The following is a 13412-nucleotide window of genomic DNA, read 5'->3' on the forward strand; positions in this document are numbered from 1 at the left end:
CTTAGATCAAACCATGTAATTGGGATTAAGAAATATGACTGCTCCTCAACCTTTTTCGCAAGCTTGCGAAAACAATAAAGATGCGATCTTGGAAGTTTTGCAACTAGAGCTACAAAGTTATGCACATGTATTGGAGATAGGCTCAGGAACGGGGCAGCATAGTGTATATTTTGCACCAAATTTACCTCGTGTAACTTGGCAAACTAGCGATGTCACAGCTCATCATGACCACATAAATACTTGGCATAGCGCTTATCCTGCGCCTAATCTAAAAGCGCCATTAGCGTTTGATTTAACTTGCGACTCAATTCCGTTCAATAATAATAGTCATAGCTCTTACGATGCGGTATTTACAGCGAATACCTTTCACATTATAAGCTGGTCTTTAGTTCAAACCTTAATTGAGTTGGTCAGTGATACCCTACCTATTGATGGTAAGCTGATGATTTATGGCCCATTCAATGAAGAGGGCAGATATACAAGCGCAAGTAATCGACATTTTGATTTGTCACTAAGGCAACGTGATCCCGCTAGCGGTATCCGAAACAAAGAAGACGTTATCGCCTTAGCGCAAAATCACGACTTAGTGTTGTCTAATCAATACGCTATGCCTGCAAATAATCAAATACTTGTCTTTCAAAAGCGAGCGCAGGTATAACCTATAGATATTACTATTACCCTGTATTTCGTAACCCTGCTGCAAGAGCATTGATGCTACGAATAAGCGGGTCTTCTACGTCCAGCCTGTCTTTATCTTCAGAGCTATCTGGTTGACGCAATCGTTTGAGCAGCTCAATTTGAATATAGTTAATAGGGTCTAGGTAAGCATTACGCCATTCTAAGGATGCCGCCAACTCCTGTTGATTAGACAATAAGGACTCTTGATTGAGCAAAGAGTTAAGACCAGAATGCGTCAGCTCATGTTCTTTGACCACATCATCCATAATGAGCTCGCGCAAGCTCTCATCATCACAGAGTAAGCTGTAAGCACGCGCAATAGTCATCTCAGATTTTGTAAATGCCATCTCTATGTTGCTAACAAAAACATTAAAAAATGGCCAGTTCGCATTCATCTCCTTCATCAACTCTTCGTCTCGTTTGACGCTATCCAAAGCACTACCAACGCCATACCAAGCGGGCAGGGTAAAGCGCGCTAGCGACCAGCCAAATACCCAAGGTATAGCGCGAATGGTAGATTTGCTAGGTAAGCCTTTTTTGCGGTGGGCAGGACGTGAGCCGATATTAAGCAGTGATATCTCTTGTACGGGCGTGGCCTCAGAATAAAAAGCATAAAACCCTTTGGTATTATCGGTCAACGCACGATACTGCGCTTCACCCGCATCAGCTAAGCGTGCAAATAAATTCTCATAATGCTCTAAGTTTGAGGGTTGCTCTAAAAACTTGGAAGAGCTGGCTTTGAGCGCACCTGTTATGCCCATAGTAAGCTGAAAGACAGCAGTGTCTGGATTGGCGTATTTGGCGTATAGCACTTCGCCTTGTTCGGTGAATTTGATTTGACCATCTAATGTGCCTGTAGGCTGAGCTGCAATCGCCTGATGAGTTGAGCCCCCACCGCGGCTAATTGAACCACCGCGACCGTGAAATAGACGAGTATTGATACCGTATTCGTTAGCGATACGCGTAATCGTTTGCTGTGCGCTATATAACTGCCAAGCCGAGGTAATAATGCCGCCGTCTTTTGAGGAGTCAGAGTAACCGAGCATAATCTCTTGGGTGTTGTCTGATTGCTCTAAAAGTTGACGATACAAGGGGTTGTCCAAAACCGTAGGCAAAATCTTATCGATGTTTTTGAGGTCATCGATCGTCTCAAATAAAGGCGCGACCGGTAGTGCTGCAAACAGATGTCCCTCATCATTGATACCAGATAATCCAGCAAAACGCATGAGTAGTAATACTTCTAAAATCTGACTGGCATTGTTGGTCATCGAAATGACATAGCTGCCAAAAGTATCAGCTCCGACCAGTTTGCGCAGCTTAGCCACTGACTGCATTAAATCAAGTTGCTCTCGGGTTTGTTCGCTCAAATTATCGATATATAGTAGCGGTGTCCCTGGGTTTTTGAGTAAGCGTGTCAGCCACTCTTGACGCTCAATCTCGCTAAGCTCCTGGTAATCAGGTAGGTTTGATGCGTGGGCAAAAATATCGGCAATAACCTCGCCGTGATAGCCTGAGTCTTGACGTATATCAAGCGCCGCTAGATGAAAGCCGCAGGTCTTTACAAGGCGTATCATATCAAGCACTGAGCCATCAGCATGCGCTTTGTCATGCTCATTGACACTACGACGAATCAGGCGTAGATCATCCAACAGACCTTGCGGCGTTAGATAAGCATCACCTGCCGCCTCGGTATTTGAATCAGTATCCAAACCTTGGCTTTGGATATACTCATTGGTCGCTTTCACTTTGGCAAGAATGATTGATAGTAGCCTACGATACGGCTCATTATTGTAATCGTTAAGATTATAGGCAAATACCTTTTTATCAAGTTCACTGTAGTCTGAGATACGAGTATAGATATCTGGCGCAATATCAACGACGGTATCGCTGTGAATTAACTCACGGCGCAATTGTTTGATTAGTACTTGATAATGACGCAGCACAGCATTGGCATGCATCAGTACTGCCATTTCAGTCGTCTCATGCGTGACAAACGGATTGCCGTCTCTATCACCGCCTATCCAAGAGCCAAAACTAACAAAGGCCGGCAAGGGATAGTCAGTGAGCTCAGGATAAATATCGACTAAGGCGTTTTTTATGTTGCGGTACACTTTGGGAATAGCGGTGAATAAACTGGCATTAAAATAGTGTAGACCGTTATTGATCTCATCATAAACGAGAGGTTTACGAGTACGCACCTCATCTGATGACCATAACAGATCGATGGTTTCAGCGGTTTTTTGCTTGGCTTGCTCAAACGCTAGGCTATCCTCAGAGACATGATTGAGCGCATCACTATGCTCATAGAGCGTCTGCAAAATGTTCATTGTCGTGCGTCTGCGCGCCTCAGTGGGGTGAGCGGTAAACACGGGGATAAATTTGAGCTGATCGATAAGCGCTTTGATTTGGTCAGGTGCGATATTGCGCTCACGGCATTCTAGTAGAGTGCGGCGAAAGGAACCCTCCCAGCTCTGATTGGACTCTGCACGCATAACTCGGCGCTGTTCACGTAGATGATTTTCTTCGGTTAAATTCGCCAAAAAAAAGTAAATTGAAAAAGCTCGAATGACATTTTTTAAGGTTTGATTGTCTAAGGAGGCAATGAGGTCAATCAGCTGCTGTTTGCTCTGCTCATTTGGTTCGCGGCGCTGTTGGATAAAGCCCTTACGCAGCGTCTCGATAGTATTTAATGTGTCTTTTCCTGATTGACGAGCTATCGCCTCTCCTAAAAATGACCCTAGTAACCTGACACGTGAGCGTAATATATCGTTTTGTAATAGCATATTGTCCTCCTTGTTAGCCTTTTCCTAAATTCTAAGTACAACATGCCTCAGTCTAGAACTGAAGCATGCAAAATAAAAAAAGTAACGCTAATAGCTCCATACAGAGTTGTACAATTAGACAAATCTATTTATAGCTATTTTCTAAAAAGGTCAGATAACGATTCCAAGAGCGCTCATCTGCACGCGCATTGTATCTATCAGGATTGTTAAAGTCAGTAAAGGCATGAACCGCGCCGCTATAGGTAATCATCTCATGCGCGACGTTAGCTGTCTCCAACGTTTTGCCAAGCGCAGTGAAATCTTCTAAAGGAACGGCTTCATCTGCTGTGCCATGAAAGACTAAAATCTCACCGCTAGTGGTGTTGTAATTTTGACCTGCCGGAAGCTCAAGCCCGCCGTGAAAAGGTACAAAGGCTTTTTGCTCAAAGCCTGATCGTGCAAGCTCAAGCGCAACACTACCACCGAAACAGTATCCCATCGTGGTGCCATTTCGAACATTATTGCCTTGCTGTTGACCGACAGTTAGGGCGCCGGCAAGTAAACGGCGCATTTTGGATCTATCCTCATACAGCTCGGCGGTGAGTCTTTTTTTGTCCGCCATTTCGGTAGGACGAATACCTGCGCCAAACATATCAGCAGCTAGGACGTTATAGCCCTCGGCAGCTAGCATATCAGCACGTTTTTTCTCGTAGTCTGTAAGCCCGTCCCAGTCATGAATAAGTAAGATAAAAGGTGCGTTCGCTTGATCAGCTTTAGCGTAATAGCCTTGATAATCTTGATTGTCTACCGTATAGGCAATGTCCTTGGTTGTGATAGCAAACGCGCTTTGACTCATAGTCAATGCTAGTACGCTAAGTGCTGCGCTACCAACTAATGAGCGATAAGTGCCTTTTGACAAGCGCGCAGATAGGGGAGTGTTTGGCAGGAGTGACATAAAAAGCCTCTTTGAGTGGATGATTAAAGCGTGAGTACGCTCAATAGATAACTTATATCTTATAACTTCACATAAAATCATACCTTATAGAATAGCTACATTACAAGCGCGAGTTATTAATATACGTTTAAGATAGAACTGGTCAAAAATAATCCCTAAACAGTGCAAAAGTTAACTAAATATCAACAAGGTAACCTATGTATCGACTATGTTTTTTGGGTACTATTAGTGGTCGCTCTTCTTAAAGCATATCATTAACTGAAAACCAAAAAATCTAGGACGCCCAATGAAAACCAATATAGATCATACAGACCCTGCAAACGACATGAACCCTACGCGCGGAAATGGTGGCGAGACGCACCAGCGCGCAGGTGAGGACACCAAAGCTTTGACGACTCAGCAAGGCGTCGTTATCGCAGACAACCAAAATTCACTAAAAGCGGGTAGCCGTGGCCCAACGCTCCTAGAAGACTTTGTCCTTCGCGAAAAGATCAACCACTTTGATCATGAGCGTATCCCAGAGCGTATCGTTCATGCTCGCGGTAGTGCTGCGCACGGCTACTTTGAACTGACTGAATCACTAGAAGAATATACGACCGCTAAAATTTTGACCGAGACTGGTAAGCAAACACCGCTCTTTACGCGTTTTTCTACCGTTGCTGGTAATAAAGGCTCAAAAGATACGCCACGTGATGTACGCGGGTTCTCGGTAAAAGTGTATACCGAAGAGGGTAATTGGGATATCGTCGGTAATAATATGCCGATCTTCTTTATCCAAGACGCTATCAAGTTCCCAGATTTGATCCATGCGGTCAAGCCTGAGCCAGATCGCGGTTTTCCGCAAGCGGCATCTGCTCATGATACTTTTTGGGATTTTGTGTCTCTTAGTCCTGAGACCATGCATAATCTAATCTGGCTGATGAGTGACCGTGGATTGCCTCGTAGCTTGCGTATGATGGAAGGGTTTGGTATTCATAGTTATCGTCTTCTAGACAAAGACGGCAAAAGTACCTTTGTTCGTTTTCACTGGAAACCAGTACTCGGTGTTCAATCAACAACGTGGGATGAAGCAGTAAAAATCTCAGGCGCTGATCCTGATTATCATCGCCGTGATCTATATGAAGCTATCGACAATGAAGATTATCCAGAGTGGGAGTTTGGGGTTCAGCTCTTTACAGAGGAAGAAGCCAACGATTTTCCATTTGATCATTTAGATGCGACCAAGCTTATTCCTGAGGAAACTGTACCTGTCAAGATTATTGGTAAGATGGTATTAAACCGTAATGTTGATAACTTTTTTGCAGAAACCGAACAAGTGGCCTTTTGTCCATCACATCTACCCCCCGGTATTGATTTTAGTAATGACCCATTACTACAAGGTCGCTTATTTAGCTACTTAGATACGCAGCTTTCACGTTTGGGTTCACCAAACTTCGCACAAATTCCTATTAATGCGCCAAAATGTCCGTTTGCTAATAACCAACAAGATGGTCATATGCAAATGCAAGTGCCAAAGACTCGTGTACTGTATGAGCCACAAAGCTTAGATCCAACGCGCCCACGCGAAAGCGTTAAAAAGGGTTTTGAGTCATACGCTGAGCGCTTAGATGATGGCGTCAAAGGTCGCGTACGTGCTGAAAGCTTTGCAGACCATTATAGCCAACCTCGCATGTTCTATCGTAGTCAAACCTCAGCGGGACAAGCTCATATCGCTTCCGCCTATGCATTTGAGCTCGGTAAAGTAGACACCGCCCACGTGCGAGTGCGTACGCTTAGTCATTTGCTTAATATCGATGAAGATTTGGCAAATCGTGTTGCTACAGCGCTCGGTATGGAGCTACCAAAAGCGGCTGATCCAGCAGCACCAGTACTAGATATGAATATCTCAAAAGCGGTTCAGACTATTGGTCTATCACCTAAGACTCTCAAAGGTCGTCTAGTCGGAATTTTGGTAGCTGAAGGATCTAGCCACAGTGAAATTGAGAAGTTCGAAAAAGCAGCTGTCGCTGCTGGTGCTAGTGTCAAGATTGTTTCACCAAATAAAGAAGTCAAGTTAGATGATGGCACTCGTATACAAGCTGACGAGCGTCTCGCTGGTGGTCCCTCAGTGCTGTTTGACGCTATTGTAAGCATTATTATGCATCCACCAGCTAAAAAGCTTGCAAAAGACAGCGCTGCATTAGACTGGTTCACCGATGCTTATGCACATTGCAAAGCCATCGCCTATTGCCCTGCAACTAAAGAACATATATTGAGTAAACTGCCGATTGAAAAAGACGCATTTGTTACCCCGCTTGATGATGTTGATGGCTTTATCGAAAACGCCAAAACTCGTCTGTGGGAGCGTGAGCCAAAGGTACGTGACCTCGCTTAATTGAACTTATTTTAATATATAGAAACCCAGCCTGAGTGCTGGGTTTTTTGCTTTTGTAAGGCTAAATTTTTATCTGCTCAATAGTATAGTCACAAGCGTTCACTGAATGTCACTGACTATTGAAAAGCGAGGGTTATAATAGGGGGACTGCATTTGATGATATAAGTAGCCTGATTGAGTCAGGCATAGGGTTAGATAATGGATTTAATGAACATTGTGGCGATTGAAGGCTATATTCAGACCACTTATATTGCCGTGTACCCTGATAAGTTATTATTGCTAGACTCAGGGTGTAGATGTGATGTTGATAATATTTTGACATACATTACTGAAGTTTTAGAGCGTCCAGTTGCGCAACTCAAAACTGTAATGGTTACCCATATGCATCCTGATCATGCTGGTGGTGCTGAATTATTAAAACAAAAAACAGGATGCCTAATAGTCAGTGCAAAATCCAAAAAAGCGTGGTACCAAGGTATTTTGGGTAGACTATCGCATTTGAACGATCTGGGACTGACTTATTACGTGGCTAGTAGACAAGGAAAGTCAGTCGCTAACGTTTGGTATAATCCTATATTAAAAGTCGATGTTGAAGTACAAGATGGCGACCCTATACCGAGCTTTGAGGATTGGACCGTTCTAGAAACACCAGGCCATACTGATCGCGACTTGTCGTTGTGGCATGCGCAAACTAAACAGGCCTATACAGCAGATCTAATATTAATTATCAGAGATAAATTTGTATCTCCGTATCTAATCACCTTACCTCATGCTTACCGCGCCTCACTAAACAAGGTCAAAGCCTTGCAGCCAGAAATTATCTTACTAGCACATGATAAGCGAGCTAAAATTTGCGACAAGGATTTTGATCGTTTGATGGATAGAGCGCCACGTAAACCGCGTAAGACCTCGTTGAGGAGCGTTTTGAGTACCGCTGTAGTAAACTCTAGGTTTGCACGAAAGAGGGTTAAAACCCCTTAGTCAACATAGCTATCCATAACAATCGAATTTAAGCAATAAAAAAGCCCAGCCATTATAAGTAATGGCTGGGCTTTTGGTATATGGTGGGCCGACCGCGACTCGAACGCGGGACCAATTGATTAAAAGTCAACTGCTCTACCAACTGAGCTATCGGCCCTGAGCGAGGATAAAACGAAGCACTGCTTCGTCCGAGCGCAAGAGAATTTACATTGTCGTAAATTCTAAAAGCTATATATCCAAACTAGGTTTAGAACTAACACACTGCAATTTTAGCTTCGCAAGAATAATTTCCTTAAAGGGAAATTATGTAAAACTCAACACCTTGACGATGCCTTTACGACTCATTAATCAACTACCGGATAGGGCAGAACAAATAACAAGCATACTACTAAAATGGTGGGCCGACCGCGACTCGAACGCGGGACCAATTGATTAAAAGTCAACTGCTCTACCAACTGAGCTATCGGCCCTGAGAAGCGTTAAAAAATTGCACTGCAATTTTAGCTTCGCAAGAATAATTTCCTTAAAGGAAAATTATGTAAAACACTAAATGTTAAAAATTCTAAAAGCTATATATCCAAACTAGGTTTAGAACTAACACACTGCAATTTTAGCTTCGCAAGAATAATTTACTTGAAGGTAAATTTCTTACAACTTGACGATATCTCATTAAAAAAATCAGTTCACAAACGAATACCTGCTCATTTGTAATATGAATTTTCTAACTCACACCCAGAGATATTCTATCCCTAAACGTGAGAGCACATTATATATATTATTGGGATAAATACAACCCCAAGACCGCAAAAAAAGGTGATTCCTAAGTAAACTAGACAACGAGTTTCAAATTTATAGGCTATTTACTTCGCTGTAGCTTTAGTCAAGCTAAACACCTTAACAGGTAGACTATCAATCTCTAGACAGTGCTTCAACAGGATCAAGTCTGGCGGCGTTACGGGCAGGCAAGAAGCCAAAAATGATACCAATTAGCGTTGAGCAGATAAAGGCCGCTATGATAGAGGTAGGAGAGTAGATAACTTTGAAGCTATCACCGCCAACGCTATTGATCAGCTCGCCTATAGCGAATGCTAAGCCAATGCCTAATAATCCGCCCAAAATACAAACCAATACAGCCTCGATTAAGAACTGTTGCAAAATATCGTTTTGGCGTGCACCAACTGCCATGCGTACACCAATCTCATTGGTGCGTTCAGTCACAGACACTAGCATAATATTCATCACACCAATACCACCAACTACCAATGCAATAACTGCGATAGCTGAGATGAGTAAGGTTAAGGCGGTCGTCGTCGACTCAATAGTTTCACGAATGGAGTCTGAATTTCGTATCCGAAAATCATCAGTGCCATGTCGACCAATCATCAAGGTAGAAATAGCAGATTCAGCAGCAGTGGACGATATATTATTATCAATAAGCGCCACAAAACTTTCTATATTTGTGCCCCCAACCAATCGTGACATCATCGTCGTATAAGGCATATAGAATGTTGGTGTATCTGTATTTCTAAAACCACTATTATTTTCTTCGAGCACTCCAACGATACGACCAGGAACACTACCGATAAGAACAACTTCGCCAATAGGATTAGCGTTATCTGGAAAAAAAGTAGTCAAAGCACTATTATCGATGACAACGTCTTGTGTACGCCGCGAGATACTTTGCTCATCAAATCCTTGACCTAGGGCTAAGCTCTCACCATTAACGTCAAAATAGTCTTTGCCTACGCCACTAACGGAAGCGGCTTCTTGTACATTGCGGTAGCGCACACTTAAGTTGCTGTCGAGCTGCGGACTAACACTGATGACATAAGGCTGATCGGCAACCGCCTGTGCATCATCTGGGGTTAAGTTATCATCCGCAAAACTTCGTCTAGGGTCGCCGTAAGGATAGCCGTCAGAGACAGTAATCGTATTGGTACCTAGTGAGCTAATATTAGATAGTATCTGCTCTTGTGAGCCTTTACCCAGTCCCACAACTGAAACAACAGAGGCGATACCAATAATAATACCTAACATAGTGAGCAAGGTACGCATCTTATGAGCGCGCATCGCTAGCAACGACATTTTGAAAGCTTCAAATAAGCGGTCGATAAAGCTACCAAAAGCACTTTTTCGATGTTGATCGAGAATAGGCTCGGGTTGAGTGTTCGTTGGGTTGTAGTGCTCTGTCTTATAATCCGCAATCTTGTAACCATCTTTTAGCTCGATCACACGTTCAGCTTGCTCGGCTAAATTGGGATCGTGCGTTACCATAATGATGGTATGACCTTGAGCTTTTAGATCATGCAAAATTTGCATGACATCATCGCCAGACTTACTGTCTAGTGCACCAGTCGGCTCATCCGCTAAGATAATATCGCCGCCATTCATAAGGGCGCGAGCAATAGAGACCCGTTGCTGTTGACCACCAGAGAGCTGATTAGGACGATTGCGAATCTTGTCTGCTAGTCCCAGATCTGAAAGCAATTTTTCGGCGCGATCGCTGCGTGCCTGCCCATCCATACCAGCGTATACAGCAGGTACAGAGACGTTGTCTTGAGCACTAATATCGCCTAATAAATGATAACGCTGGAAAATGAAACCAAAGTGCTCACGGCGTAGCTCTGCAAGCTCATCTGCATCGAGTTTACTCACTGATTTACCAAATATTTTATAGTCGCCAGCACTAGCTTGATCTAAGCAGCCCAAAATATTCATCAAAGTGGACTTGCCAGAACCTGACTGCCCGATGATTGCGACCATCTCACCTTGATTGATAGTCAAGTCTATATCGTGTAGCACGCGAATCGTTTGTTCACCCGCTCTAAACTCTTTGATCAGTCCCTTAACTTGCATTAATGGAACGTCTGCTGTGGTATCTACGATAAGAGACTTAGTATCCATTTACACCATTGCCTATATTAATCTATCACTCAAAAAGTGCTTGCTCACAGCTCGTCGCTGATATCTCATTGCTAATGTCTCTGATTAAAAGGGACGTCCACCACCTCGACTACCGCCATTTGGATCTTCTTCACTTAAGATAACTTCATCACCGGCTTTTAAACCGCTTAAGATTTGCGCGTTAACTCTATTGTTGATACCGACAGTAACCGTTTGTTCGACGACTTCACCCTCAGCTTTAAGCACGCGTACCATCGCTGTAGTAGCATTTGGAGTGCTGTTCTGTACACCTTGAGCGCTCTCTTGAACCGTATTTGGGGGAAGGGTGTCACTGTTACGCGCCGATGCATTAGGCGCACCTGTTTGTAATGCTGCAGAAGGGATAAGTAAAGCGTTTTTAGCTTCATTGATAACAATATAAACTTGTGCCGTCATATCAATGCGAAAGCGGCGCTGAGTATTAGGAACTTCGATATAGCCAACGTAATAAATGGCAGCATCGGTGGAGCTCGTATCGCTGATGGTCTCTGGAGCAGGCTCAATCGCTTTTAGGGTTGAATCAAATTTTTCATCAGGATTACCAATAACATTGAAATAAACAGGCATGTTTGCTCGCACATTGATGACATCGGCTTCAGAGATTTGCGCATTGATTCTGACAGTAGATAAATCAGCTAGAGTCACAATCGTCGGTGCGGTTTGGTTGGCGTTAACCGTTGTACCCTGTTCAGTCGTCACTGAGACGACTGTACCTGATATTGGCGCGCGAATCGTCGTGTAGCTCAGATCCTCTTTAGCCGTATTGACATTGGTTTGCGACTTACGTAGCGCAGCTTGTTGACTATTAACATTAGCATCGGCAGTAGCGATAGCGGCTTTGGCAGTATCAATAGCGGCGCGCGCATTAGCAACGGCTGCTTGTGCGGTTTCGACACTTGTCGCCTGAGTGTCATACTCCTGCTGGGAGATGGCATCGATAGCAACCAAACCTTGCAAGCGTGAAAAGTCTGATTGGGCTTGTCTTAGTGCCGATTGACGACTAGCAAGATCAGCTTGTGCACTCTTCAGACCAGCTTGACGGCTTAATGTATCCGCCTTAGCGCTTTCGATAGCAGCAACACTTTGTTCAAGGGTTGCCTGCTCATTACTCAAGTTATTATTTTGCGTCACTTGATCAATTTGAGCGATTAAGTCTCCTTGCTGTACCTCATCACCTACTTCGACATAAAGCCGAGTCACTTCACCTGATACCTGTGCGCCGACATCGACTGTATTTAGAGCCTTGACTTTCCCTGAGGCCATGACGTTGTTCTCGATATCGCCAATCTCGGCTTTTGCCGTCAGATAGTTAGGAGTTTCTGCTTCTGGCTTCAAAAAATAATAGGCTAAAGCCGCTAATGCAATGACAACTAAGGCAATAATGCCCCATTTGATAGCAGGTTTCTTTTTCAGTTTGGCCATGATTTAATCCGATTGCGGTGATATCAGGTACAGCTTATGAGGTATAGCTATAGTAAAGGCTCTATTGCCAAAATGAAACGGTAATTAGTTTGCGAAAGGTTAAGGGCGCAGTAACACAAAACGGACTAAATGTATGACCGAGTTAAATTGTGAATAGAGAAAGATAGAGAGACTATATTGCAGAAATGCAGAGATTTTAAATAAATATACTTATCTAATGATTAAGGGGACTTGACTGGATACACTATTGATTTTGTCAAAATAATCAACTCGCAAACAGTTTATGCCCTGATAGCTCAAGTGCCGCCTGTAATAATAGCTCCCAAGCAGGCTGACGAACCAGACCTTTGATTGCCTGATCTGAGCGATATAAAAGAGCAGGCCAAGCTGCTGTAGCTTCTCTTAACTGACGGCGGCAAGCTTGCTGATATAGGCTCTGTTTGCTACGCCAAATACCTAAGCTCTGCGGGTCTTGACCATCCATTAATGCCAAAACCAGTCGCATATCTTTACTAATCGCCCAAAGTACCAAGGTCGTTGGCTCATCAGTCACTTTGAGCTGAGAGATTATTTTGACGACTTGAGAGGTGTTGCCTGCTAGCATGGCGTCTGACAAATCAAAGACACTAAACTGCGCATCGCTAACCAAAGCTGCTTGCAAGTCACCAATGTCTAGAGCGACATCATCAGCATTTGCTGCTAGCTTTGGTGCAAAGAGGTATGAGAGTCGCCATAGCGTCTGATAGGCGCTAAGTAGATGATGCTCAGTATGTGACATGAGTAGCTGCCAAGCGTCTTGTGATAATCTCAAACCAAACTGCTGAGCTTGAATCTGTAATAACTGCTGGCGTGCCCGTTCATCATAAAAGTTACAATCGATGATATAACCGTATTTGGCAAAAGGGGTGAACCATTTACTACTTTGCGCGCGTTTGTCTTGCTTTGGTGTCAGCCAGAGCAGGCTATTACTATGCGCACCCGTTTGCGCGTCCGTCGCAAAACGCTCTAATTCTGCAATAACCGTTCTATCAGGCTTATGATTGCCTGTCACAATTATTGCGCTGGCATCATCGAATAAGGACTGACTACCAAGCTCCGATAATACCTCTTGCCAGGTTTTGACTGATATGAGCTCTATACGCTTGATCGTATAATTTTGTGCTCGCCACTGTGGACGCAGTGCATCTATAAGCCATTGATGAAGTAAGGGCTCATCCCCATGCGCAAGCCACAACCCTGCAACTTGAATATCAGGCTGCAATAGTTTGGGATAGGCTTGTATAAAGGACTCTGGCAT

8 protein-coding genes and 2 tRNA genes are annotated in these 13412 nt (G+C 43.8%); 3 read left to right on the top strand and 7 right to left on the bottom strand.

The window, feature by feature from the left end:
* Positions 1-34: 34 nt before the first annotated feature.
* Positions 35-658: a DUF938 domain-containing protein gene (locus tag ACR64G_RS03250; protein ID WP_435980098.1), complete on the top strand. Its 624-nt coding sequence runs from the start codon at positions 35-37 to the stop codon at positions 656-658.
* A 16-nt stretch (positions 659-674) separates the two neighbouring features.
* Here the strand turns inward: ACR64G_RS03250 and ppc are convergent, their stop codons facing one another.
* Positions 675-3461 (bottom strand): phosphoenolpyruvate carboxylase, encoded by a 2787-nt coding sequence (ppc, locus tag ACR64G_RS03255; RefSeq protein ID WP_435980099.1) that lies wholly within the window; start codon positions 3459-3461, stop codon positions 675-677.
* A 124-nt stretch (positions 3462-3585) separates the two neighbouring features.
* Complete coding sequence (locus ACR64G_RS03260; RefSeq protein ID WP_435980100.1) at positions 3586-4395, bottom strand: dienelactone hydrolase family protein; 810 nt, start codon at positions 4393-4395, stop codon at positions 3586-3588.
* 286 nt (positions 4396-4681) lie between these two features.
* Here ACR64G_RS03260 and ACR64G_RS03265 point away from each other — a divergent pair, with 286 nt between their 5' ends.
* Both ACR64G_RS03265 and ACR64G_RS03270 read left to right on the top strand, forming a co-directional pair.
* Positions 4682-6769: a catalase gene (locus ACR64G_RS03265; protein ID WP_435980101.1), complete on the top strand. Its 2088-nt coding sequence runs from the start codon at positions 4682-4684 to the stop codon at positions 6767-6769.
* Positions 6770-6967: 198 nt separating this feature from the next.
* Positions 6968-7750: an MBL fold metallo-hydrolase gene (locus tag ACR64G_RS03270; RefSeq protein WP_435980102.1), complete on the top strand. Its 783-nt coding sequence runs from the start codon at positions 6968-6970 to the stop codon at positions 7748-7750.
* Between the two features lie 81 nt (positions 7751-7831).
* On the opposite strand, the gene ACR64G_RS03275 is transcribed toward ACR64G_RS03270, so the two are convergent.
* The 5 genes from ACR64G_RS03275 to holA form a co-directional block, all read right to left on the bottom strand.
* Positions 7832-7907, bottom strand: a tRNA-Lys gene (locus ACR64G_RS03275).
* A 237-nt stretch (positions 7908-8144) separates the two neighbouring features.
* A tRNA-Lys gene (locus tag ACR64G_RS03280) sits at positions 8145-8220 on the bottom strand.
* Positions 8221-8659: 439 nt separating this feature from the next.
* Positions 8660-10654 carry a MacB family efflux pump subunit gene (locus tag ACR64G_RS03285; RefSeq protein WP_435980103.1) on the bottom strand — a complete coding sequence of 665 codons (1995 nt, stop codon included), beginning with the start codon at positions 10652-10654 and terminating at the stop codon, positions 8660-8662.
* 84 nt (positions 10655-10738) lie between these two features.
* Positions 10739-12115, bottom strand: coding sequence for an efflux RND transporter periplasmic adaptor subunit (locus tag ACR64G_RS03290; protein WP_435980104.1), 1377 nt, complete (start codon positions 12113-12115; stop codon positions 10739-10741).
* 265 nt (positions 12116-12380) lie between these two features.
* Positions 12381-13412 (bottom strand): DNA polymerase III subunit delta, encoded by a 1032-nt coding sequence (gene holA / locus ACR64G_RS03295; RefSeq protein ID WP_435980105.1) that lies wholly within the window; start codon positions 13410-13412, stop codon positions 12381-12383.

The sequence above is a fragment of the Psychrobacter sp. DM4 genome (assembly GCF_051307035.1).
Classification (GTDB): domain Bacteria; phylum Pseudomonadota; class Gammaproteobacteria; order Pseudomonadales; family Moraxellaceae; genus Psychrobacter.

Excerpts from the sequence above, each read along its gene's own strand:
- ACR64G_RS03250 (WP_435980098.1), top strand. The coding sequence starts at position 35 with ATGACTGCTCCTCAACCTTTTTCGCAAGCTTGCGAAAACAATAAAGAT.
- ppc (WP_435980099.1), bottom strand. The coding sequence starts at position 3,461 with ATGCTATTACAAAACGATATATTACGCTCACGTGTCAGGTTACTAGGG.
- ACR64G_RS03260 (WP_435980100.1), bottom strand. The coding sequence starts at position 4,395 with ATGTCACTCCTGCCAAACACTCCCCTATCTGCGCGCTTGTCAAAAGGC.
- ACR64G_RS03265 (WP_435980101.1), top strand. The coding sequence starts at position 4,682 with ATGAAAACCAATATAGATCATACAGACCCTGCAAACGACATGAACCCT.
- ACR64G_RS03270 (WP_435980102.1), top strand. The coding sequence starts at position 6,968 with ATGGATTTAATGAACATTGTGGCGATTGAAGGCTATATTCAGACCACT.
- ACR64G_RS03285 (WP_435980103.1), bottom strand. The coding sequence starts at position 10,654 with ATGGATACTAAGTCTCTTATCGTAGATACCACAGCAGACGTTCCATTA.
- ACR64G_RS03290 (WP_435980104.1), bottom strand. The coding sequence starts at position 12,115 with ATGGCCAAACTGAAAAAGAAACCTGCTATCAAATGGGGCATTATTGCC.
- holA (WP_435980105.1), bottom strand. The coding sequence starts at position 13,412 with ATGCCAGAGTCCTTTATACAAGCCTATCCCAAACTATTGCAGCCTGAT.